20 protein-coding genes are annotated in these 21,252 nt (G+C 66.9%); 12 read left to right on the plus strand and 8 right to left on the minus strand.

Annotated elements, in window-relative coordinates:
- Positions 1 to 35 precede the first annotated feature (35 nt).
- The 3 genes from Q5761_RS03395 to wbaP all read left to right on the plus strand — a co-directional run bounded on the left by Q5761_RS03395 (position 36) and on the right by wbaP (position 3,653).
- Positions 36 to 1,007 carry a UDP-glucuronic acid decarboxylase family protein gene (locus Q5761_RS03395; protein WP_318751213.1) on the plus strand — a complete coding sequence of 324 codons (972 nt, stop codon included), beginning with the start codon at positions 36 to 38 and terminating at the stop codon, positions 1,005 to 1,007.
- On the plus strand, positions 1,004 to 2,029 hold the full coding sequence (gene galE / locus Q5761_RS03400; protein ID WP_318751214.1) for a UDP-glucose 4-epimerase GalE: 1,026 nt from the start codon (positions 1,004 to 1,006) through the stop codon (positions 2,027 to 2,029). The genes Q5761_RS03395 and galE overlap by 4 nt, the downstream gene beginning before the upstream one ends.
- Positions 2,030 to 2,288: 259 nt before the next feature.
- Positions 2,289 to 3,653 (plus strand): undecaprenyl-phosphate galactose phosphotransferase WbaP, encoded by a 1,365-nt coding sequence (wbaP, locus tag Q5761_RS03405; RefSeq protein ID WP_318751595.1) that lies wholly within the window; start codon positions 2,289 to 2,291, stop codon positions 3,651 to 3,653.
- Between the two features lie 153 nt (positions 3,654 to 3,806).
- Here wbaP and Q5761_RS03410 read toward each other — a convergent pair whose 3' ends face one another.
- On the minus strand, positions 3,807 to 5,027 hold the full coding sequence (locus tag Q5761_RS03410) for an IS110 family transposase (RefSeq protein ID WP_318751215.1): 1,221 nt from the start codon (positions 5,025 to 5,027) through the stop codon (positions 3,807 to 3,809).
- 238 nt (positions 5,028 to 5,265) lie between these two features.
- On the opposite strand from Q5761_RS03410, the gene Q5761_RS03415 reads away from it, so the two are divergent.
- A complete protein-coding gene (locus Q5761_RS03415) occupies positions 5,266 to 5,943 on the plus strand; it encodes a YveK family protein (RefSeq protein WP_318751216.1) in 678 nt (225 codons plus the stop codon).
- Positions 5,944 to 6,132: 189 nt separating this feature from the next.
- Here the strand turns inward: Q5761_RS03415 and Q5761_RS03420 are convergent, their stop codons facing one another.
- Positions 6,133 to 7,353: an IS110 family transposase gene (locus Q5761_RS03420; RefSeq protein ID WP_318751217.1), complete on the minus strand. Its 1,221-nt coding sequence runs from the start codon at positions 7,351 to 7,353 to the stop codon at positions 6,133 to 6,135.
- 278 nt (positions 7,354 to 7,631) lie between these two features.
- Between Q5761_RS03420 and Q5761_RS03425 the strand changes: the two genes are divergently transcribed.
- Positions 7,632 to 8,234, plus strand: a complete 603-nt coding sequence (locus Q5761_RS03425) for a CpsD/CapB family tyrosine-protein kinase (protein ID WP_318751218.1) — start codon at positions 7,632 to 7,634, stop codon at positions 8,232 to 8,234.
- Positions 8,235 to 8,351: 117 nt separating this feature from the next.
- Here Q5761_RS03425 and Q5761_RS03430 read toward each other — a convergent pair whose 3' ends face one another.
- Both Q5761_RS03430 and Q5761_RS03435 read right to left on the minus strand, forming a co-directional pair.
- Positions 8,352 to 9,755, minus strand: a complete 1,404-nt coding sequence (locus Q5761_RS03430) for a transposase (protein WP_318751219.1) — start codon at positions 9,753 to 9,755, stop codon at positions 8,352 to 8,354.
- Between the two features lie 245 nt (positions 9,756 to 10,000).
- Entirely contained in the window at positions 10,001 to 10,192 is a 192-nt protein-coding gene (locus Q5761_RS03435) for a hypothetical protein (protein WP_318751220.1), read from the minus strand.
- Positions 10,193 to 10,599: 407 nt separating this feature from the next.
- Between Q5761_RS03435 and Q5761_RS03440 the strand changes: the two genes are divergently transcribed.
- Positions 10,600 to 11,658: a CocE/NonD family hydrolase gene (locus Q5761_RS03440; RefSeq protein ID WP_318751596.1), complete on the plus strand. Its 1,059-nt coding sequence runs from the start codon at positions 10,600 to 10,602 to the stop codon at positions 11,656 to 11,658.
- 405 nt (positions 11,659 to 12,063) lie between these two features.
- Positions 12,064 to 12,675, plus strand: a complete 612-nt coding sequence (locus Q5761_RS03445) for a CpsD/CapB family tyrosine-protein kinase (protein WP_318751221.1) — start codon at positions 12,064 to 12,066, stop codon at positions 12,673 to 12,675.
- 12 nt (positions 12,676 to 12,687) lie between these two features.
- Here the strand turns inward: Q5761_RS03445 and Q5761_RS03450 are convergent, their stop codons facing one another.
- Positions 12,688 to 12,879 (minus strand): hypothetical protein, encoded by a 192-nt coding sequence (locus Q5761_RS03450; protein WP_318751222.1) that lies wholly within the window; start codon positions 12,877 to 12,879, stop codon positions 12,688 to 12,690.
- Between the two features lie 106 nt (positions 12,880 to 12,985).
- Here Q5761_RS03450 and Q5761_RS03455 point away from each other — a divergent pair, with 106 nt between their 5' ends.
- From Q5761_RS03455 to Q5761_RS03465, 3 genes are all read left to right on the plus strand, one after another.
- A complete protein-coding gene (locus Q5761_RS03455) occupies positions 12,986 to 14,692 on the plus strand; it encodes a CocE/NonD family hydrolase (RefSeq protein ID WP_318751223.1) in 1,707 nt (568 codons plus the stop codon).
- Between the two features lie 110 nt (positions 14,693 to 14,802).
- The gene (locus Q5761_RS03460) at positions 14,803 to 16,398 is read left to right on the plus strand and encodes a UDP-glucose/GDP-mannose dehydrogenase family protein (RefSeq protein ID WP_318751224.1); all 1,596 of its coding nucleotides are present in this window, start codon (positions 14,803 to 14,805) and stop codon (positions 16,396 to 16,398) included.
- Between the two features lie 182 nt (positions 16,399 to 16,580).
- Positions 16,581 to 17,564 carry a GDP-mannose 4,6-dehydratase gene (locus Q5761_RS03465; protein WP_318751597.1) on the plus strand — a complete coding sequence of 328 codons (984 nt, stop codon included), beginning with the start codon at positions 16,581 to 16,583 and terminating at the stop codon, positions 17,562 to 17,564.
- A 289-nt stretch (positions 17,565 to 17,853) separates the two neighbouring features.
- On the opposite strand, the gene Q5761_RS03470 is transcribed toward Q5761_RS03465, so the two are convergent.
- A complete protein-coding gene (locus tag Q5761_RS03470; protein ID WP_135225113.1) occupies positions 17,854 to 18,048 on the minus strand; it encodes a hypothetical protein in 195 nt (64 codons plus the stop codon).
- Positions 18,049 to 18,309: 261 nt separating this feature from the next.
- Between Q5761_RS03470 and Q5761_RS03475 the strand changes: the two genes are divergently transcribed.
- Positions 18,310 to 18,882 carry a DinB family protein gene (locus Q5761_RS03475; RefSeq protein ID WP_318751225.1) on the plus strand — a complete coding sequence of 191 codons (573 nt, stop codon included), beginning with the start codon at positions 18,310 to 18,312 and terminating at the stop codon, positions 18,880 to 18,882.
- Positions 18,883 to 18,904: 22 nt separating this feature from the next.
- Here Q5761_RS03475 and Q5761_RS03480 read toward each other — a convergent pair whose 3' ends face one another.
- Positions 18,905 to 19,111 (minus strand): hypothetical protein, encoded by a 207-nt coding sequence (locus tag Q5761_RS03480; RefSeq protein ID WP_318751226.1) that lies wholly within the window; start codon positions 19,109 to 19,111, stop codon positions 18,905 to 18,907.
- A gap of 25 nt (positions 19,112 to 19,136) precedes the next feature.
- Here Q5761_RS03480 and Q5761_RS03485 point away from each other — a divergent pair, with 25 nt between their 5' ends.
- Positions 19,137 to 20,747 carry an IS200/IS605 family accessory protein TnpB-related protein gene (locus tag Q5761_RS03485; protein WP_318751227.1) on the plus strand — a complete coding sequence of 537 codons (1,611 nt, stop codon included), beginning with the start codon at positions 19,137 to 19,139 and terminating at the stop codon, positions 20,745 to 20,747.
- Here the strand turns inward: Q5761_RS03485 and Q5761_RS03490 are convergent.
- Positions 20,742 to 21,143, minus strand: coding sequence for a GNAT family N-acetyltransferase (locus Q5761_RS03490; RefSeq protein ID WP_318751228.1), 402 nt, complete (start codon positions 21,141 to 21,143; stop codon positions 20,742 to 20,744). The genes Q5761_RS03485 and Q5761_RS03490 overlap by 6 nt on opposite strands.
- Between the last annotated feature and the right edge of the window lie 109 nt (positions 21,144 to 21,252).

A 21,252-nucleotide genomic window follows, 5' to 3' on the forward strand; every position in this document is an offset into this window, starting at 1 on the left:
CTGACTCGCTGGTCGTTGATGGGAGCGGATATGCGATGAGGGTACTGCTCACAGGTGTAGCGGGGTTCATTGGCAGCCACTTGGCCCTCAGGCTGCTCGATATGGGTTACGAGGTGGTGGGTGCAGACAATTTCTCTACGGGTAGCGACACGAACCTTCGTGACCTTGTGGATCACTGCCGCTTTCAGTTCGTTCACTGTGATGTCACTAGCGGCATTAGTGTGCATGGGCCCTTTGATTGGGTCCTGCATTTTGCGAGTCCGGCTTCTCCGCCACGCTACCAGCGCCTTCCTATCGAGACCCTGCGGGTCAACTCTGAGGGGACCTATCACCTGCTCGAACTTGCTCGTAACTCCGGAGCCCGTTTCTTCCTGGCCAGTACCAGCGAGGTCTATGGAGATCCCTTGGTCCACCCGCAACCTGAGTCGTACTGGGGGAATGTTAACCCGGTGGGACCGCGCAGCGTATACGACGAAGCGAAGCGCTACGCTGAGGCGCTCACTATGGCCTACCACCGTACCTACGGCCTAGACGTGCGTATTGTTCGCATTTTTAACACCTACGGACCCCGCATGGACCCTGCGGATGGTCGGGTGGTGAGTACGTTCATTACCCAGGCGCTTACGGGGCGGCCGCTGACCGTCTACGGCGACGGTTGCCAGACCCGCAGCTTCTGCTATGTGGACGACATGGTGGAGGGCATCATTCGCCTCATGGAGCGGCCGATCCAAGAGCCTGTGAATCTCGGTAACCCGGAGGAGTTCACCATCCTGGAGCTCGCCAACCTCGTGCTGGAACTGACGGGGAGCTCCTCGCCCATTGTCTTCCGGCCCCTGCCTGAGGACGACCCCCGGCAGCGGCGTCCTGACATTACCAGGGCTCGCCAGCTCCTGGGGTGGGGGCCAAAGGTGTCCTTGCGCGAGGGATTACGCCGAACCATCGAGTATTTCCACCAAGTTCTGGCGGACGGGCAGTTACAGGCTGGGGTAGGGGAGATGAGAAGGTGAGCCATTCCGTCCGGTCATCCAAAGTGCCGGTCTTGGTTACGGGCGGGGCCGGTTACATTGGTAGTCACACGACAAAAGTCCTGGCCCACGCGGGGTTCCAGCCGGTGGTGCTCGACGATCTCAGCACGGGCCACCGCTGGGCTGTTCGCTGGGGCCCGCTAATCGAGGCAGACCTAGGTGATCGGGCTGCCCTCTCTACGGTTTTGAAGGACTACGGCATTCAAGCTGTGGTCCACTTTGCCGCCCGCGCCTGTGTGGGCGATTCCTTTCGCGATCCGCGCGGCTATTATCGGAACAACGTCCTCGCCACTCTGAACCTGCTGGACGTTATGCTGGATGCAGGTGTAAACGTCATCGTCTTCTCATCCAGCTGCGCTGTCTACGGGCTACCGGAGGTCATCCCCATCCCTGAAAGCCATCCTCAACGGCCGGTCAGCCCATATGGCGAGACCAAGCTCGCAGTCGAACGGGCACTGCACTGGTATAGCCAGGCCTACGGCCTTCGCTGGCTTGCCTTACGTTATTTCAACGCGGCCGGTGCTGATCCGGATGGCGAATTGGGCGAGGTGCACGTCCCCGAGACCCACCTCATCCCCCGAGCCATTCTCGCCGCCCTCGGCCGGGCGGCTCCATTGGAGATTTACGGTACCGACTACCCGACGCCGGACGGCACGGCCGTCCGTGACTACATCCACGTGGCGGACCTGGCGGAGGCCCATGTCCTCGGCCTTCAGTACTTGCTTGCCGGCGGCGAGAGCGCTGCGCTGAACCTAGGCACGGGGCGTGGCTACTCGGTACGCGAAGTTCTTGCTGCCGTGGAGCGCATCTCCGGCCGATGCGTGCCGGTCCGGCAGGGGCCAAGGCGTCCGGGGGACCCGCCGGCACTCATCGCCGACGCCCGGCGGGCCCGAGAGCTGTTGGGGTGGCGGCCCTCTCGCTCGGACTTGACTACCATCATCGAAACCGCCTGGCTATGGTACCGGAGCCGCCAACCTTTCGGAGTAGATGGTAATCAGGAATAGCGCAGTTCCGGAAGTTCGGCGAGCAACCGTATGGTCGGACGTCCAGTAGTACGGAAGCTTCCAAGGGTCGTTGTGTCCGGATGGTTGGGGCAAAAGTGGAACCAGTTGGCACGCGAAGTGGGACTGAGTCACAGTATGGCAAATCTAAACGGGGGTAGGCTCACCTGGGATGAGCGCCGACCGAGTGGTGCCGACATCATGGGAAGTTGTATACGGTGGCACCTTTCGTGAAAAGCGATGGGTCGCGCCGGTCCTTTTTATGGCCGACTCGGTCGCTCTGGAATTTTCCCTTGTGATGGGCTGGATCACACGACTTGTCCTTGCGCGGTGGGTCCCCGTAGAAATTGATTCTAAACAAGTCGGAACGCTTGCTGTCGTGGTACTTCTGCTGCCCGTCTTCCAAACGGCTCGGGGACTGTATCCCGGCTATGGTATGGGTCCGGTGGGGCGACTACGTGAGCAGAGCTATTCGACGGTGCTCTTCTTTGCAGCTCTTGCCATTTGGGACTACCTCGTCCTTGGAGGGCGCTGGTCCAGAGGGATGCTGTTATTCGCCGTGGTTTACGCCCTACTCCTGGTGCCCTTGATGGAAGCGCTGGTGCGGGCAATTCTCGTACGGATTCGTGCATGGGGCTGGCCGGTTATTATCCTAGGCGCCGGGCAAACGGGTGCCATGGTGACGCGGGTACTAAGGGAAAACCCCGAGCTGGGGCTAGTGCCGGTGGCGCTCTTCGACGACGATCCGGCCAAACAAGGAAAGTTGGTAGAGGGGGTGCCCGTCGTAGGCCCTTTGGAGGCAGCCTCTCGATGGGCAAGATGTACGCGGGTCGCCATCGTGGCGATGCCCGGTGCGGGACGCACCCGCCTAGGTCGGATTGTACGAGATTTGCAGTTTCCACGCGTGATCCTGGTACCGGACCTTTTGGGCCTGGAATCATTGTGGGTTCAAGCGAAGGACCTGGGCGGTGTCCTCGGGCTGGAGATCCGCAAGAATCTCCTGCTGGTCCGGAATCGCATCGTTAAGTACGTCCTGGACTATTCCCTAGCGATACCGCTATTCCTCGCCAGCTTGCCGTTGATTGCAGCCTTTGCGCTGTGGATCAAGTGGGTTAGTCCGGGGCCAGTGTTCTTTGCCCAGGAGCGGGAAGGTATTGGGGGAAGGCCTATCAGGGTCTGGAAACTCCGAACGATGTACCCGGACGCTGAAGAGAGGCTTGAGCGGTACCTTGATGAAAACCCTGGTGCCCGGGCCGAGTGGGAGCGCTATTTCAAGCTTAAAGACGACCCGAGGATTCTGCCCGGGGTAGGACACTTTCTCCGCAGGACGAGTCTGGACGAACTCCCACAGCTCTGGAACGTGCTGCGGGGTGAGATGAGCTTGGTGGGGCCTAGGCCCTTTCCTCGTTATCACCTGGAAGCTTTCCCGTCCGAGTTCCGTGAGTTGCGGTGTCGCGTCCGCCCCGGAATGACCGGGCTCTGGCAGGTAACGGCGAGGAGCGAGGGAGATCTTCGGGTTCAGGAAGCGCTCGACACGTACTACATCCGCAACTGGTCGATCTGGTTGGACTTGTATATCCTGGCGAAGACAGTGCGGGTTATTCTGTCCGGAAAGGGGGCCTATTGAGTGGAATGAGTGATGCCGTGGATTGCGCCATCTAAGCGCGCCCCTGTGACTATGCGACAGGGCTGTTAGAGGTGAGACGCCCTAGGGTCAAGTCGCCGTAGTCAGGGATGTGATCTTTGACAAAGCGGCTGCTGAGGAACGTGCCCGTGGGCGCTACGCGGCCTTGGGCTGTTGCCGCTGACGACGCGCCGCCTCGAACCGGGTGGGGTCGTAGGGCTGACGATTTCGCCACATCGCAAACAGGACCCGAAGGGCGTGGTGGGCCACGATGCGCAAGGCTTCATGATGGTGACGCCCTCGGTTGCGGTGGGTCTGATAAATCTCCCGGGCCCAGGCATGGTGCAGGACGAGCTGCTGCGCCAGTAGCTGCAGCGTATTCCGGGCTTGTTTGTTGCAAGCGTGGCGGAAACGGACTCGGACGGTCTTGCCACTGCGAACGGTCACGGGGGCTGTCCCCGACCGACATTGGATCGGGCGGACGCTGGGGACCGCCTGGTGGTCCTCCCCGAAGACGGTGATCATGCCGGCAGCCAGCACCGTGCCGATGCCTTTCATGGAGCGAAACAAATCGCCGTCCGGGTGCGCCTGCACCAGGGTCTCCAGCTGCTCATGACAGGCCTCGAGCTCGCGGCAGACGGCTTCGAGCTGATCCACCAGAAAGAGCATGCGACGTGCCCACAGGGCCACGGTGGCCGGATCGGCCGGGAGCTGGGGCTTGCGCGCGAGCTCGAGCAGTTCGGCCGTCTTGGCGGCGACTCCAGGGTAGCGGTGCTGACGCAACAGCTTCTCGATCCGGGACCGGCGGGCGCGGGCGAAGTGCGCCGGGGTCGGGAAGGCGCGCAAGAAGGTCCAGGCCACGGGCCGGCCCAAGTCCGCAAACAGCTCCAGGGCCCGCGGGTAGTAAGCGCGCAGGCAGGCGGTGAGCTGATTCAGAAGCCGCGTGCGTTCTTCCACCAGGGTCTGGTGGTGGCTGTAGGCCACCCGGAGCTGGCGCAGGATGTCGCTCTCCAGCCGCAGGGGTTGAAGGCGATGGCGATCGGTGCGGAGGATCTCGGCCAGGACCAGGGCATCCCGGCGGTCGTCCTTGCTGCCGGCCGGGGAGAGGCGGTCCCGGTAGCGATCCACCGCCTTGGGATTGACGGGATAGACCCGAAAGCCTGCGGCGAGGAGCGCGGCCACGAAAAGCCCCTGTCCCGAGCCTTCGATGGCGACGTGCACCTGCGCGGGGTTCGGTTCCAGGCGCCGGATGGCCGTAAGCAACTCTTCAAGCCCGTCGGCATCGTTGGGGACCCGGAGGTAGGAAGGGGCCTGCCCCTCGGGAGCCAGGCAGACATCGTGGTGTTGGCTGGCTTGGTCGATTCCGACGCGCAGCATGATGCCACCTCCTGCGGGGGACGACCTCCGCCACCCACGGTGCCCTCGTGGAATCGGTGCTCGCGGCACGACGCCCTAGCGACCGTTGAGCAGCGGATTCGCCAGGTGCCGGAGGGGTCGGTCTGCCGAAGGCCGTCGCACGGCGAGGAGGGGATGGACCTCCTCCGGCCCTGACGAAACTTGGCGAAAACTGGGGTCCAAACCTGCTTGGACTATAACCCACGAGGGGGATGACGCAATGAATACCGACTTCGCGGAACCTGAAGTCTCACTAAGTGACCTTGTCGCACCCGTCCTACGTCGCTGGCGGACTGTGGTGCTGGTAGGCCTGTTTGCAGTCACTTTAGTTGTCTTGCGCCTGGTGGTGGTCACCCCGCAGTATGAGGCGCAAGCCAAGCTCATTGTCTTGGCTCCGAATGAGGCCGTAGCGGACCTGCAGACATTGCAACTGTACCGCAATCTGGTGCCCGCCTATCGCGAAATCCTTTCTAGCCGCCGGGTGATGGAAACCGTCCTGGCGGAAATGAACCTGGGCTGGTCTCCGGAAGAATACCGCAAACGGGTTCGAATCGAGGAAGATGAGCAGTCACAAACACTGGAAGTTCGCGTTCGAGCCCCTTCGCCAGAGGAAGCGGCTCGCATCGCTACCGGTGCAGCGCAAATCATGACCCGGGTTGCCGCGGACATCATGCAGGAGGAGCGGCTGGTGCTCCTGGATCCCGCGGCACCACCCGAGAAACCCGTCAGCCCGCGCCCGTTGTTGGAAATGGCGGTGGCTACTGTAATGGGCTTGCTGGTAGGTACCGGCGTTGCTTTCGCCCTGGAGACATTGGACCGCCGCATCCGTGACGAGGCGTCCGTCGAACGGCGCCTGGGCTTGCCCGTCCTGGGTGTGATCCCGCATATTGACCTGTAGGGCGTGGATTGCGGAAGGGAGGCACGACGTTGGCAGAAGCCTTTAAAGCCGAGGGGCAGGCCGCGTTGCCGCGCTTCCGTTCTGCGCGACCGGAGCGCTTTCGTTCTGGTGAGACGCCCTAGGGTCAAGTACCCGTCGTTGGGGTTCTGATCCTTGACAAACGGTTGCTGGGGATTGTGCCGATGCGTGCTACGCGGCCTTGGGCTCCTTCCGCTGACGGCGCGCCGCCTCGAACCGGGTGGGGTCGTAGGGCTGACGATCCCGCCACATGGCAAACAGGACCCGAAGAGCGTGGTGGGCCACGATGCGCAAGGCTTCGTGGTAGTGTCGCCCTCGGTCGCGGTGGGCCTGGTAGATCTCCCGGGCCCAGTCGTGGTGCCGGATGAGCTGCTGGGCGAACTGCTGGACCGTGTTCCGAGCCTGCTTGTTGCAGGCGCGACGGAAGCGAACGCGGACGGTCCTGCCGCTGCGGACGGTCACCGGGGCCGTGCCGGCTCGGCATTGGATGGGACGTGCGTCGGGGACGGCCTGGCGGTCCTCGCCGAAGAGGCCGATCAGACCGGCGGCCAGCACCGTGCCGATGCCTTTCATGGAGCGAAACAAATCCCCGTCCGGGTGCGCCTGCACCAGGGTCTGTAGCTGCTGGTGACAGGCCTCCAGCTCGCGGCAGACGGCTTGGAGCTGATCCACCAGAAAGAGCATGCGGCGTGCCCACAGGGCCACGGTGGCCGGATCGGCCGGGAGCTGGGGCTTGCGCGCAAGCTCGAGCAGTTCGGCCGTCTTGGCGGCGACGCCAGGGTAGCGGTGCTGGCGCAACAGCTTCTCGATCTGTTCCCTGCGGGCCCGGGCGAAGTGCGCCGGGGTCGGGAAGGCGCGCAAGAAGGTCCAGGCCACGGGCCGGCCCAAGTCCGCAAACAGCTCCAGGGCCCGCGGGTAGTACGCGCGCAGGCAGGCGGTGAGCTGATTCAGAAGCCGCGTGCGTTCTTCCACCAGGGTCTGGTGGTGGCTGTAGGCCACCCGGAGCTGGCGCAGGGTGTCGCTCTCCAGCCGCAGGGGTTGAAGGCGATGGCGATCGGTGCGGAGGATCTCGGCCAGGACCAGGGCATCCCGGCGGTCGTCCTTGCTGCCGGCCGGGGAGAGGCGGTCCCGGTAGCGGTCCACCGCCTTGGGATTGACGGGATAGACCCGAAAGCCCGCGGCGAGAAGAGCCGCAACGAAGAGCCCCTGTCCCGAGCCTTCGATGGCCACGTGAACCTGCGCCGGGTCCGGTTCCAGACGCCGGATCGCGGCGAGCAGTTCCTGCAGGCCGTCGGCATCGTTGGGGACCCGGAGGGAAGAAGGGGCCTGCCCCTCGGGAGCCAGGCAGACGTCGTGATGTTGGCTGCCCTGGTCGATTCCGACGCGCAGCATGCTCCAAACCTCCCGGACTGGATGTCGATCGCCACCAACGGTGCCCTCGTGGAACCGGTGCTCACGGCACGACGCCCTAGCAACCGTTTGGTAGCGAATTCGCCAGGTGCCGGAGGGGTCGGTCTCACATAGGCCGTCGCACGGCGAGGAGGGATTGGACCTCCTCCGGCCCTGACGAAACTTGGCGAAAATCGGGGTCCAAACCTGCTTGGACTATAACCCACGAGGAGGGGCACGACACGGGTATCGTCGGCAAGCTACCTGCTCATTCACCAGCCGTGGAGGCTTACCGGCTGGTGCGGACCAACTTGCAGTACCTGGCCGTGGACAAGCCCCTGCGCAGCATCATGATCACTAGCGGCCTACCTGCCGAGGGTAAATCGCTCACGGCGGCGAACTTGGCTTTGAGCTTTGCCAATGCGGGGAAGGCCACAGTGCTCGTCGATGCCGACATGCGGCGACCGGTGCAATCGGTGCTGTTTGGTATTCCCAATGTGTATGGCCTCTCTGCAGTCCTGGCCGGCTCCTGCACCTTGAACGAAGCGCTCCAGTCTGTACCCCGTGCCAAGAACCTATGGGTTCTCCCCGCCGGCCCAACGCCACCCAATCCAGCGGAGCTGTTGGGGTCACGTCGCGCCCAGGAACTCTTCGCCGGGCTGACCAACGATTATGATGTCGTGATCTACGATACTCCACCGCCGGGTATGGTTGCCGACCCCCTCGTCCTGGCACCGCAAGTGGATGGCGTGATCCTGGTGGTCAGCGCCGAGAACTCCGACTACGTGCAGTCCAAGAAGGCCAAGGAGGCTCTGGACAAGGTCGGTGCCCGGATTCTAGGTGTGGTTCTCAACGACGTGCCGCTCAAACAGATGGGCTATTGAGCCTGTTGCACCGACCCTGAGAGATCGGGCCTAGTGGGAACGTACCGGGTCGATTCGCTCATGTCACATGGGCTGACGGTCAGGACTGTGTAGGCCGGCGGCCCGATCGTGACCCTTCTACGCCAAGCCCGCCACCGTACATTCAAAGGGCAAGGTGGCGGATCGCTCCCTGACCCTCCGCCAGAGCTTCAGCAAGTTGTGGGTCAAGCAAAGCAGCTTCCACTCGCTGTCACACGCCGCCAGACCCCGACGGAGGAACCGGTCGGCGCCTCGCACGGTCTTGATCTGCCCGAACACGGGCTCCACGGTCTGGCTGCGCTTGGCGTAGATCGCCTGTCCTCGCCGGGTCCGCAGCTTGCGTTCCATCCGCTCCCGCAGGCTCAGCCCTTTGGGGATCCGGCCCCGCGGAGGGGGTGCATCCTTCCAGGCTTGGCGCTGCTTCCACTCCTTGCGCGTCGCCAGGAAAAGTTCCGGCCCCTCGACCGGCGCCTGCTTCACGTTCGCCTCGCTCCAGTACCCTGCGTCGGCCACCACGGCCCGGATGGGTTTGTCCACGCCTGCTGCCTGGAGGTTGGCTTGCGCCTGCTGGAGCATCGGGTGCAGTTGGCCCACGTCGTTGGCGTCCTGCGTCACCGCCGCGGCCACGATGAGCTGGTCTTCGGTCACCACCGCCTGGGCGTTGTACCCTTGCACAAAGCCCTGCCGGGTCTTGAGGATCCGGCTGTCCGGATCCGTCACGTTGGCCTTGGCCGCCGGATCCACCGAGGCATCCGGCGCCTTCGGCTTCCGTCCCCGCCGCTTCTTGCCAGTCGCCTGCTCCTGCGCCTTCCGCTCCTCGATGCGGGCCTGCAGCCGAGCCGCTTCCCGGGCCGCCTCGTCCTCCAGCCGCCGCTTGCATGCCTTCAGCCGCTCCAGCCGGCTCTGGCGGGAGCGCAGTTCCTCCGGCAACTCATCCCCACGGCGCCCGGGGCCGTACCGCTCCTCTTCTTCCCGGTCCGTGGCCTCCGCCTCCCGGAGCATCTTCTCCACTTCCTGGCGAATCACATCATACGTTCGGTTGGCCGCCAGCGAGGCGTTGGCCTTGACTTTCGTCCCGTCCAGTGCCACCACGCCGACCTTCCCCAGCCCCGCCTCGCGGCACAGCCGCAGCACCTGGGTGAACAGCGCGGCCAGCTCCCGCTCGTGGCGCTGGCGGAAGCGGGCGATGGTCACGTGATCCGGCTTCTGGTTGGCGGTGATCACCCGGAAGGCCACGTCCTCGAGGCACAACCGCTCGATCCGCCGGCTCGACCGTTCGCCGACGCAGTAGGCGTACAGCAGCAGCGTCACCATCATGGTCGGGTCGTAACTCTCTCCGCCCCAACCGTCGGCGCGGTACTTCTCGTAAAAGGCCCGCAGGTCCATCTGCTCGACGGCGTCGATCAGAAACCAGGCCAGGTGATCCTCAGGCAGCCCGTCGCGAAGGCTCGGTGGGAGCAGGTACAGTTGGTCGCGGTTCACCGGGCGGAAGTTGTAGGCCATAGGAACACCTCAGGCAATGGCGAATTCCAACCGATGCTTTCACTTAACCTCCCGGGGCTGCAGTCCTGCGGAAATACCTGGGTTCGTGAAACAGGCTCTATTACGCCCGCTATTACCGCCGGCGGTGAGGTCGCGGGTGGGCGTGTGCTGGCTAGGCCAGGGAGGAAGAGGAACGCGGAAGTGATAGAGGTAAAGAAATGCCGGTCTTCCGTTCGACCGGCACTTTTTCTAACGTCTGCCAGGCTTCACCGGAGTCCAATAGATTCTACCATCCACCAGATGGCCAGCAATCCACCCACAGCGGTGATTCCCGCGAGCACCAGCATAGCTTCCCTGAGGAGGGCTCGCTCGGAAGCGGAAAGAACATCCTCCGGGGTCGGGCGGTCATAGTGGCGTTGCCGCAGGGCTTTAATCACGACGCGGAACAGCTTGTCCAACGTTGATTCCTCCGTCTGTCCGAAATAGTTGGTACAAGTGTGGCCGTGATCGTCCGTGAGCTTAGACACTTCTCAAGCCAAGTGTCGGTTCTTTTCGTAAGTTGTCTATCCAGTGGTGTCTATGCGTTCCCCTACAGGTTCGTTCCTCTTGCCGGATTGGCTATGAAAAACGGGTCGGGGGCTCGGACATACCGGTTGATTGCTTCGACTCGGGTCCCACCACTGCAAGGTCGAAAGGAGGAGTCGCCTTGGCCTGGCTTGGCGATACCCCGGAACCCTCGGTAGCTTCCAGTGGGATGGCTTCCTCCCGATCGTCCCTATTCAGTCATCGGGAATTCCTATTCAGTCATCGGGAATTGTCGCGGCCTGTTTACCCCGTCCGCCACGAGTTCAACGTCCGCGTGCCCATGCGGGACGGGATCACCCTCTCGGCGGACATCTACCGGCCCGACGCCACCGGCCGATTCCCCGTGGTCCTGGCCCGGACGCCCTACAACAAGAACACCGAGCGGGCGTGGAAGTACGGCCACTTCTTCGCCCGGCACGGCTACGTCTTCGTCTGGATGGACGTGCGGGGGCGGGGGGATTCGGAGGGGGAGTTCGTCCCCTACCGCAACGACGCCCGGGACGGCTACGACGCCATCGAGTGGCTGGCCCGCCAGCCCTGGTCCACCGGAGACGTGGCCACCTGGGGAGGCTCCTACCTCGGGCGCATCCAGTGGCTCACCGCCCTGGAGAAGCCGCCGCACCTGAAGGCCATGATCGTCCACGTGACGCCGTCGGACCCCTATGTGGAGTGGCCCACGGGCACGCCCGGGCCCATGCACGTCTGCTGGAACCGCATGACCGATGGCCGGGTTCTTCAGTACGTGGACAAGATCGACTGGATGAAGGTCTACGAGCACCTGCCGCTGTTGACCATGGACGAGGCGGCCGGGTTCGCGAGCCGCCATTGGCGGGAGGACTGCGCCCACCCCACGCTGGACGAGTGGTGGGAGCCCCTGCGCTACCAGCACCGCTTCCACGAGATCGACCTGCCGGTGCTGCACGTCTCGGGCTGGTACGACGATGAGCAGATCGGCACGCCCCTGAACTTCGCCGGCATGGTGCGGCACGCCCCCAGTGAGCGGGCCCGGCGGGGCCAGAAGCTGATCATGGGGCCCTGGGGGCACCGGGTCAACGAGAGCCGCAAGCTGGGCGAGGTGGACTTCGGGCCGGAGGCCGTGATCGACCTGGACGGCTACGAGGTGCGCTGGCTCGACTACTGGCTCAAGGGGATCGACAACGGCATCGGCGAAGAGCCGCCGGTGCGCCTGTTCATCATGGGGGCGAACCGCTGGCGGGACGAGCACGAGTGGCCCCTGGCCCGGACGAAGTGGACGAAGTTCTACCTGCGCAGCGGCGGGGCGGGCCAACAGCCGCTTCGGCGACGGGGTCCTCTCCACCGAGCCGCCAGCCACGGATGAACCGCCGGACGTGTACCTGTATGATCCGGCGCGGCCGGTGCCCTTCATCACCGACCCGCTGTGCCGGTTCGAGATCCCCCTTTGGAGCACCCTCGCTACGGCTCATGCCGGGCGTCTTGTGTGGCGACCGCTGAATGCTGAATCATTTTTGGGATAAGGCTGCCGTAGGCTCCGCCTAGACTTGCCTGTCTTGGCGGGATTCGACATATTGACCTTGTAGACGATCGAGGGGAGGCAAAGCTTTTGGCTGAAGGGCATGCTGTACCGGCACGCGAATCCGGCGGGCCACGGCGGGGAAGGCTGCAGGCGCCCCGGCGCCAGCGGAGGGGAGAGCCGGCGGCAGGCGCCGAGGCGGGGATGCTCGGAGGGGTTCAGGAGCATTCCCCAGCCATCGAGGCCTACCGGATGATTCGCACCAACCTCCAGTACCTGGCCGTGGACAAGCCGTTGCGGAGCATCCTGGTCACGAGTGGCCTGCCGGGCGAGGGGAAGTCGTTGACCTCAGCCAACTTGGCCTTGAGCTTCGCCAACGCCGGCAAGGCGACGGTGCTGGTCGATGCCGACTTGCGCCGGCCGGTGCAGGCGGCGATGTTCGGGCTCCCCAACGTTTATGGGCTGTCAGCGGTGCTGGCGGGGTCCTGTACTCTGGATGAGGCGCTGCAGGCGGTGCCTCGGGCCAAGAACCTCTGGGTGCTTCCCGCCGGGCCGACGCCACCCAATCCGGCGGAACTTCTGGGATCGCGGCGGGCCCAGGAGCTCTTTGCCTCCCTGGCGGAGGAGTACGACGTTGTTATTTACGACACCCCGCCCCCGGTGATGGTGGCCGATCCTCTGGTGCTGGCGCCTCACGTGGACGGGGTGATTCTCGTGGTCAGCGCCCAGAACTCCGATTACGTGCAGTCCCAGAAGGCCAAGGAGGCGTTGGAGAAGGTCGGTGCTCGCATCCTGGGCGCGGTGCTCAACGACGTGCCGCTCAAGCAGATGGGCTACTACGCCCGATACTACCGGCGGCGGTAGGGGTCGGCTGCCCTACCGGCGCATGCTTGCTTCGATCAGCCACCACAGGCCGAGGACGAAACCGACCACCGTGATACCGGCCGCCACCAGCAGCGTCTCCCGCAGCAGGGCTTTCTCCGCGTTGGAGAGAACGTCTTCCGGCGTGGGACGGTCGATGCGGTGCTGACGGAGAGCCTTGATAAGGACACGCCAGAATCGGATCAACGCGATTTCCTCCTGCGAACCGGATTGGGGGAGGAACTGGGCCTGTTCGAAACAGGTCATTTCGTCCTGTCGGCCCCTCCTCCTTTCGCGTGAAGGAGGTTCCCCTTTGGCTTGGGTTGGTGACATGCCCGCTCCGAGTGATCGATCGGCGGCGGGCGGCGTTTATAGTGTGCGGCACCACTTCAACGTGCGTATCCCCATGCGGGACGGGATCACGCTCTCGGCGGACATCTACCGCCCCGACGCCCCCGGCCGCTTCCCCGTGGTCCTGGCCCGGACGCCCTACAACAAGAATTCGCAGCGGGCCTGGCATTACGGGAACTTCTTTGCCAAGCACGGCTACGTGTTCGTGTGGATGGACGTGCGGGGGCGGGGGGATTCGGAGGGGGAGTTCGTCCCCTACCGCAACGACGCCCGGGACGGCTACGACGCCATCGAGTGGCTGGCCCGCCAGCCCTGGTCCACCGGAGACGTGGCCACCTGGGGTGGCTCCTACCTCGGGCGCATCCAGTGGCTCACCGCCCTGGAGAAGCCGCCGCACCTGAAGGCCATGATCGTCCACGTGACGCCGTCGGACCCCTATGTGGAGTGGCCCACGGGCACGCCCGGGCCCATGCACGTCTGCTGGAACCGCATGACCGATGGCCGGGTTCTTCAGTACGTGGACAAGATCGACTGGATGAAGGTCTACGAGCACCTGCCGCTGTTGACCATGGACGAGGCGGCCGGGTTCGCGAGCCGCCATTGGCGGGAGGACTGCGCCCACCCCACCCTGGATGAGTGGTGGGAGCCCCTGCGCTACCAGCACCGCTTCCACGAGATCGACCTCCCGGTGCTGCACGTTTCGGGATGGTATGACGATGAGCAGATCGGCACGCCCCTGAACTTCGCCGGCATGGTGCGGCACGCCCCCAGTGAGCGGGCCCGGCGGGGCCAGAAGCTGATCATGGGGCCCTGGGGGCACCGGGTCAACGAGAGCCGCAAGCTGGGCGAGGTGGACTTCGGGCCGGAGGCCGTGATCGACCTGGACGGCTACGAGGTGCGCTGGCTCGACTACTGGCTCAAGGGGATCGACAACGGCATCGGCGAAGAGCCGCCGGTGCGCCTGTTCATCATGGGGGCGAACCGCTGGCGGGACGAGCACGAGTGGCCCCTGGCCCGGACGAAGTGGACGAAGTTCTACCTGCGCAGCGGCGGGCGGGCCAACAGCCGCTTCGGCGACGGGGTCCTCTCCACCGAGCCACCGGCCACGGATGAGCCGCCGGACGTGTACCTGTATGATCCGGCGCGGCCGGTGCCCTTCATCACCGACCCGCTCTCCAGCCAGATCGGCGGCCCCGACGACTATTCCGCCATCGAGACCCGGGGCGACGTGCTGGTCTACTCGACGCCGCCCCTGGAGCGGGACGTGGAGGTCACGGGGCCGGTGAAGCTGGTGCTGTACGCCTCGTCGTCGGCGGTGGACACCGACTTCATGGCCAAGCTGGTGGACGTGCACCCCAATGGCTTCTGCCAGCGGCTGTGCGACGGCATGGTGCGGGCGCGGTTCCGGGAGGGGATGCACAAGGAGGTCCTGATGGAACCGGGCAAGGTGTACCGGTTCGAGATCGACCTCTGGAACACGGCCCAGGTGTTCAAGGCCGGGCACCGGATTCGCCTCGAGATCGCCTCCAGTGCCTTCCCCAAGTACGACCGCAACCTGAACACCGGCGAGCCCCTGGCCACCTCGACGCGCATGGTGGTGGCGGAGAACCGGGTCTGGCACACCCCGGCGTGGCCGTCGCACTTGATCTTGCCCATCATCCCGGAGTAGGGGCCTGGGCGGCTCGCGGCGCCGAACCGGGAGAGGACCATGACGCCCGTTGTCATCCTGCTCGCGGGACCCTATGGTATCATGTTTCCAGCCGCCGAGGGCTGGTCCATTTGGATGGATTGAACGATTTCGCAGGGGGCGAGATCTTCGTGCGCATCACCGTGCTGGGGCTCGGCTATGTCGGCGCCGTCGCCGCGGCGGCGCTGGCGCGGGACGGCCACCAGGTGCTGGGGGTCGACGTCGACCCCGCCAAGGTCGAACGATACCGCCGGGCGGAGGTGCCGTTCTACGAGCCCGGGTTGGACGAGCTGGTGCGCGAAGGGGTGGCGGCCGGCCGGCTGCGGTTTGCCCTGGCCGGGGAGGTCGAACCCGGCCAGCTGGGCGATTTCGTGTTCGTCGCCGTGGGGACGCCGTCCCGGGCCACCGGGGCGGCGGACTTGAGTCAGGTGGAGGCGGCCCTGGCCTGGGTGGCCGAACGGGTGCGCCGAGGGCGCCCGGCAGGGGCGGGCGTTCTCCGGGCCGGGGAGGCTGTCGATCCGCAGGGCGGTGCCGGTTCGTCCGACGGGGTCGGCGCGGCCGACCGGGTCGCCATGGCCGGGACCGAAGCGACGGCCGGGACGGTGTGGCCTGCTGCGGCCGGCGGGCTGCGGGCGCCCATCGTGGTGGTGAAGAGCACCGTGCCGCCCGGGACCGGCCGGCGGCTGGCCCGGCGCTACCTGGCGCCCCTGGGCCTCGCCTACGTCGCCAACCCCGAGTTCCTGCGCGAGGGCAGCGCGGTCCACGACTGGTTCCATCCCGACCGGGTGGTGGTGGGTAGCGAGGAGCGCGCGGCGGCGGAGCGGGTGGCGGCGCTCTTCGCGGGGTACGGGGCGCCCGTGCTGGTCACCGACACCACGACGGCGGAGATGGTCAAGTACGGGGCCAACGCCTTCCTGGCCACCAAGATCTCCTTCATCAACGAGCTCGCCAACATGTGCGACCGCGTGGGGGCCGACGTGGAGGAGGTCGCCCGGGGCATCGGGCTCGATCCGCGCATCGGCAGCCAGTTCCTCCGCGCCGGCCTCGGCTACGGCGGTTCCTGCTTCCCCAAGGACGTGGCGGCCCTGGACCACCTGGCCCGGGTCTACGACTACCCCTTCGAGCTGCTGCGGGCGGTGATCGCGGTCAACGCGCGGCAGCGGCTGCTGCCCCTCTACGCGCTGCGGGAGGTCTTCGGCTCGCTGGCCGGGGTGCCCGTGGCCGTGCTGGGCCTGGCCTTCAAGCCCAACACCGACGATGTCCGCGAGGCGCCGGCCCTCGACCTCATCCCGCTCCTGGTGGAGGAGGGGGCCGAGGTGCGGGCGGCGGATCCGCAGGCCGTGGAGCGGGCGCGGGCGGTGCTGCCAGGCGAGGTGCGGTTGACCCCGTCGGCCCTCGAGGCACTGGACGGCGCGCGGGCGGTGGTGCTCGCCACGGAGTGGGACGCCTTCGTCCGCCTGGACTGGGAGGAGGCGGCGCGGCGGATGGACGAGCCGCGGTTCGTGTTCGACGGCCGCAACGCGCTGGACCCGGCGCGGATGGCGGCGCTGGGGTTCCGGTACCGCGGCGTGGGGCGGGGCCGGCAGCGGCTCGCCGAAGGCCGCGACGCGGTCGTCTCCTCGGCGCTGGACCTCCCGCGGGGCGAGGTGGTGGGGGCGCGGAGCGGGGCGGTGGGCGGAGGCGCGTGATGCGGCCGGGCGGGTCTCGGGTTCCTCCTCGGTTGATTTCTGCCCTTATTTGAATCCATTCGAATCCATCGATCGTGTAGTCGAATCCATCGGCCATGTAAGCGGCCGTGGTCCCGGTGGGCGGCGCCGATTGCGGGGCCGGACGCGGGCCGGGGCACCGAGGGGGCGGGCGGGTCTTGCGCGTGCTGGTGACGGGCGCGGCGGGTTTCATCGGTTCCCACGTGGTGCAGCATCTGCTCGAGGGGCGGGAGGAACACGGCCGGGCGGGCGACGCCGGGCCTGGGCGCAGCGCGGTGGCGGCCCGCGAGATCGCCGCCATCGACGACTTCTCGGCCGGTCGCGTCGACCGCATCGGGGAGGTGGTGGTGCAGCGCGTCGACGTCACCGAGCCCGAGGCGGTCGAGGCGGTGTTCCGCGCCTTCCGGCCCGAGACCGTGATCCACCTGGCCGCCCAGGTCAGCGTGGAGCGGTCGCTGCAGCGGCCGGACCGGGACGTGGAGGTCAACGTCTACGGGACCCTCAACGTCCTGCGGGCGGCGGTGGCGGTGGGGACGCGCCGGGTGGTGTTCGCCTCGTCGGCGGCGGTGTACGGGAACCCCCGCCGGTTGCCGGTGGACGAAGACCACCCGCTGGAGCCGCTCTCGGTGTACGGCCGGTCCAAGCAGACGGCGGAGTGGCTGATCCAGCAGTACGCCCGGGGCGCGGGCCTGGAGGCGGTGATCCTCCGCCTGGGGAACGTGTACGGCCCGGGGCAGCGGCCCGAGACGGGGCCCGTGGTGGCCCGGTTCTTCCTCGACGCCTTGCGCGGGCAGGGGCCGGTGATCTACGGCGACGGCCGGCAGACCCGGGACTTCGTGTTCGTGACCGACGTGGCGCGGGCCTTCGCCCGGGCGCTGGTGGGGCCGGCCGGGCTCGTGGCCAACGTCGCTGGCGGGTCGGCGACGACCATCGGGGATCTGGCCGAGCGGATCGGCCGGTTGGTGGAGGGGGCGCCCTCGCCCCGGCATGGGCCGCCTCGACCCGGCGACATCCGCCACAGCGTCCTGGACAACCGGCGGGCGCGGGAGCGGCTGGGCTGGGCTCCCCAGGTGAGCCTCGACGAGGGGCTCGCGCTGACCTATCGCTGGTACCGCCAGCGGGTGGTGCAGCCGGCGCCGGCCGGGTAGGGCGCGGGCGGGCGGTTCGGCCGGCGGCAGGCAAGTACGGTGCGGCCGGGTAGGCCGCGGGCGGCGGTGCAGCCGGCGGCAGGCGGGTAGGGTGCGGCCAGGTAGGACGCCGGCGGGCGGGGCAGCCAGCGCCGGCCGGCTAGGACGCGGGTGGGGGCGCCCGCCAGACCGCGGCCGGGGGGTCGCCGGTAGGGGCAGGGAGGCCGTCGGCTGAGGTGGGGCTAGGTGGCTCCCGGCCACGGCGCGGCCGGGCGGCCGCCGGCCAGGGCGCGGCCCGGAGGCCTCCCGTTCACCCCTGGCCGGTCAGCCATGCCACCACCAGCAGCCCCAGCACCAGGGCCAGCCCCAGGAACAGCGTCAGCGTCTCGCGAAGCAGTTCCCAGGCGGCGGGGTTGATAGTGGCCTCCCGGGGGGAGTCGGGGGGTTCGCCCATGAGGAAGACCTTCTTCAGCGAATCCATGACGAGGCGCCAGATCCTTCGCACGTTCCAATCCCCTTTGGCCGGCCGCCACCGTCGCAGCCGCCGGGCCCGGGCGCATCCTCACCCGCCGGGCGCATCCTCGCCCCGGTCGTCCCGGTGTCCCCGCGGCGCCGCCGGCACGGGAGCCAGCGTCGAACCGGAGTCGAACGGTGTCAACTTTTGTTGGTTCGTCGCCGGAAGAACCGGCTTCGCCATGGGGCAGGGAATCCCTGTAGCCGATCCGGCTACGGTCGCGAACCGATCCCGAACGAGGGAGGGGTGGTCATGGCCAACGAGCGGAAGACCCCCGCAGCGGGCGGCGCGGGCACGGCGGGGCATGGAGGCACCGTGGCCCAACCGCCGTTCCTCCGGGGGCGGGTCCAGGGCGCGGGGCTGCTCCCGTCAGCCTGGTGGCGCGGCCTCGAGGAAGTGCGGGAGATGGCGGACCGGTGGGCCGGCGACCTCGGCCGCGAGGCCTTCTGGTGGGTGCCCGGGCCGGCGATGAACCCCATCGGCGGGCTGCTGCGCCACATCGCGGGGTCCAGCCTGCGGCTGCTCTGCTACGCGGTGGGCGAGCCCATCCCCGACGAGCTGCGCGCCCGCGCCCGGGAGGAGCTCAAGCCCTCGCCGGAGGTGGAGCCGGCGCAGGTCCTGCGCCAGTTCCACGAAGAGATGGCCCGGGTCCAGGAGCGGATCCGGGGCCTGAGCGACGCCGACCTGGCGGCGCAGCGGGTGGTGGGCCGTCAGCAGGTGCCGGCGGAGGCCGCGTTCATCCTGCACCACCTGGTGGAACACGCCCAGCACCACATGGGGCAGGTCATCGTGTTGCGGAAGCTGTGGAACGCGACCCACATGTAGGGCGCCGACCTACATCCCTGATCTACAGGTAGATCCGGAAATAGAGGCCCTCGTCCCGCATGCCGGCGGCGCGGTACAGCTGGTGCGCCACCCGGCGGTGGTAGCCCGACTCCAGGGTTCGTAGCTGCTTACCATTCCATCGCCATCTGTTATCAGCCGTAGGCGAACCTTTCGCATAACGGTTCCCCCACTTCCGACCCGTCCCCTCTTCGGCTTGCGGACGGAACATATGTTTGGTATCCTGGGAAGGGAGGATGATCGGGCCGATGCAGGCGACCTTCCAGACGAAGATCCATGACCGGTCGGTTTACCCGGCCCTGGACGCCCTCGCCGCCCTGTACGGTCGCCTGCTGCGCCGGTTGTTCGTCGATCTCTACGTGCGGAAGCGTCCCCTTGTCGAATGCAAGCGGGAGTCCATTGCCCGCGACGGCATCACAGCCCGCTACTTCAACGCGCTGGCCACCGAACTGAAGGCCAAGGTGAAGGCGGCGGAGGAAGCCCATCGGCACCATCTGGCGCACCTGCGCGGGCAGATCCAATCCACCGAACGAGCGATCGCCAAGCTCCACAAGCAGGAGAAAGCCTTGGCCTCGGGCAAGGGGCGCTGGGCGACCCTTGCCCCCGAAGAACGGGCGGCGCGCCGGCGTCGGGTCCGGTTTCGGCTGCACCAGAAGAAGCGGCGGCTGGCGATGCTGCGCGCCCGCCTGGAAGCGGCGGAAGCGCGGGCGGGATCGCCGCCGATTTGCTTTGGCTCGCGGCGTTTGTTCCACCGGCAGTTCCACCTCGAGGCGAATGGGTTCGCTTCCCACGACGCATGGCGCAAGGCATGGCGCGATGCCCGCAGCCAAAGCTTCTTCTGCCTCGGCTCCAAAGACGAGAGGAGCGGCAACCAGACGTGTTCGCTCTTGGGCGACCGCTTGCGCCTTCGGGTGCCCAACGCCCTGGCCGGCCGCTTCGGGCGGCATGTTTGGCTGCACGGCGTCCGTTTCTCCTATGGGCAGGATGTCATCCTGGCGGCCCTCGCGTCCGGGCAAGCGATTTCCTACCGCTTTGTCCGGAAGAACGGCGCCTGGTACGTCTTCGCCACCACCGAACGGCCCGCGGCCCCGATCACGACATCGCGAAGGGCGGGGGCCCTTGGTGCCGATCTGAACCCCGACCGGCTGGCCGTGGCGGAGGTCGACCGCTTCGGCAACCCGGTGGCGGCGCGCGACATCCGACTTCCGCTCCAAGGCAAGCGCCGGGAGCAGGTGAAGGCCATCCTGGGCGATGCGGTGGCGGACCTGGTGGCATGGGCCAAGGGCGCCGGCAAGCCCATCGTGGTGGAGCACCTGGACTTCCGGGAGAAGAAGGCCCGTCTTCGAGAAGACGACAAGCGCTACGCCCGGAAGTTGTCCGCGTTTGCTTACGGCAAATTTTCCGCCCTGCTCATGGCCCGGGCCGCCCGGGAAGGCGTGGAGGTGCTCCGCGTCAACCCGGCCTTCACCAGCGTGATCGGCAAGGTCAAGTTCATGGCCCGGTACGGGCTGTCGCCCCACGCGGCCGCGGCGGTGGCGATCGCCCGCCGGGGCCTGGGTTTGGGCGAGCGCTTGCGCTCCGGAACCGCCCGCCCTCTACCCGCGAGGAATCGAGGGCGGCACGTCTGGAGCGATTGGCGGCGCATCGCTCCGTCGGTGCGCGGCCAGCGGGCGCACCGGCTCTATCAGCGGTCCTCCGAGGACGCCCCAGGTCGGGGGGAACCCCGATCCACCCGGGCACCGGCGGCCTCCAGGCCGCACGGCCCCGGGTGCGATGGTCTGGCTTGGGGTCCGGGGTGCGATCCCCCGGCGCGAATCGTCGGGAACACCGTTCGCCCGGCGTCATAGGCGGATGCAATAAATGCCTATGTTTTGAGGAACGGTCACGCTCCAGCAGTTCCGCTCTCGGGCGAGCTCGAAGCCCCGCTGGAGGAGGGCCTTGCCGATGCCGAGGCCGCGGGCGGAGGCGGTGACGATCAGGTCGGGGATCCACGCCTGCGGTCGCAGGTGGTTGAGCCGGTCGCGGAACTCCAACGACATGAAGCCGACGATGCGGCCGTCCAGCTCGGCCACCAGGGAGGCGGTGTCGGGGCATTGGATGTGCCGGAGGAACACGGCCCGGGCGGCCGCTTCGTCCTCCGCCGGGACGGCGGGGCGCCCGAGTTCTTCCAGGAGACGGGTGATGGCCTCGAAATCGCCGGGCTCGGCCAACCGGATGGTCACGGCAGGACGACCGGTGGTCACGGCGAAAGCCCCCTCCGAAACCAGACCTGGCCTTGCGTTCGTCCCGTTCGGGTGGCGGGATTCGCCGGGGGGCCGGTGGGCTCCTCTGGGCTCTTCCGGCGGGTCGCCG

Origin of the sequence: Thermaerobacter composti, from assembly GCF_033582035.1 — a bacterium.
In the GTDB taxonomy this organism is placed as follows: Bacteria; Bacillota; Sulfobacillia; order Thermaerobacterales; family Thermaerobacteraceae; genus Thermaerobacter; species Thermaerobacter composti.

Excerpts from the sequence above, each read along its gene's own strand:
- Q5761_RS03410 (WP_318751215.1), bottom strand. The coding sequence starts at position 5,027 with ATGCTGCGCGTCGGAATCGACCAAGCCAGCCAACACCACGATGTCTGC.
- Q5761_RS03445 (WP_318751221.1), top strand. The coding sequence starts at position 12,064 with ATGATTCGCACCAACCTCCAGTACCTGGCCGTGGACAAGCCGTTGCGG.
- Q5761_RS03440 (WP_318751596.1), top strand. The coding sequence starts at position 10,600 with ATGCGGGACGGGATCACCCTCTCGGCGGACATCTACCGGCCCGACGCC.
- Q5761_RS03480 (WP_318751226.1), bottom strand. The coding sequence starts at position 19,111 with ATGTTCCGTCCGCAAGCCGAAGAGGGGACGGGTCGGAAGTGGGGGAAC.
- Q5761_RS03485 (WP_318751227.1), top strand. The coding sequence starts at position 19,137 with ATGATCGGGCCGATGCAGGCGACCTTCCAGACGAAGATCCATGACCGG.
- Q5761_RS03415 (WP_318751216.1), top strand. The coding sequence starts at position 5,266 with ATGAATACCGACTTCGCGGAACCTGAAGTCTCACTAAGTGACCTTGTC.
- Q5761_RS03395 (WP_318751213.1), top strand. The coding sequence starts at position 36 with ATGAGGGTACTGCTCACAGGTGTAGCGGGGTTCATTGGCAGCCACTTG.
- Q5761_RS03420 (WP_318751217.1), bottom strand. The coding sequence starts at position 7,353 with ATGCTGCGCGTCGGAATCGACCAGGGCAGCCAACATCACGACGTCTGC.
- wbaP (WP_318751595.1), top strand. The coding sequence starts at position 2,289 with ATGGCCGACTCGGTCGCTCTGGAATTTTCCCTTGTGATGGGCTGGATC.
- Q5761_RS03475 (WP_318751225.1), top strand. The coding sequence starts at position 18,310 with ATGGCCAACGAGCGGAAGACCCCCGCAGCGGGCGGCGCGGGCACGGCG.
- Q5761_RS03430 (WP_318751219.1), bottom strand. The coding sequence starts at position 9,755 with ATGGCCTACAACTTCCGCCCGGTGAACCGCGACCAACTGTACCTGCTC.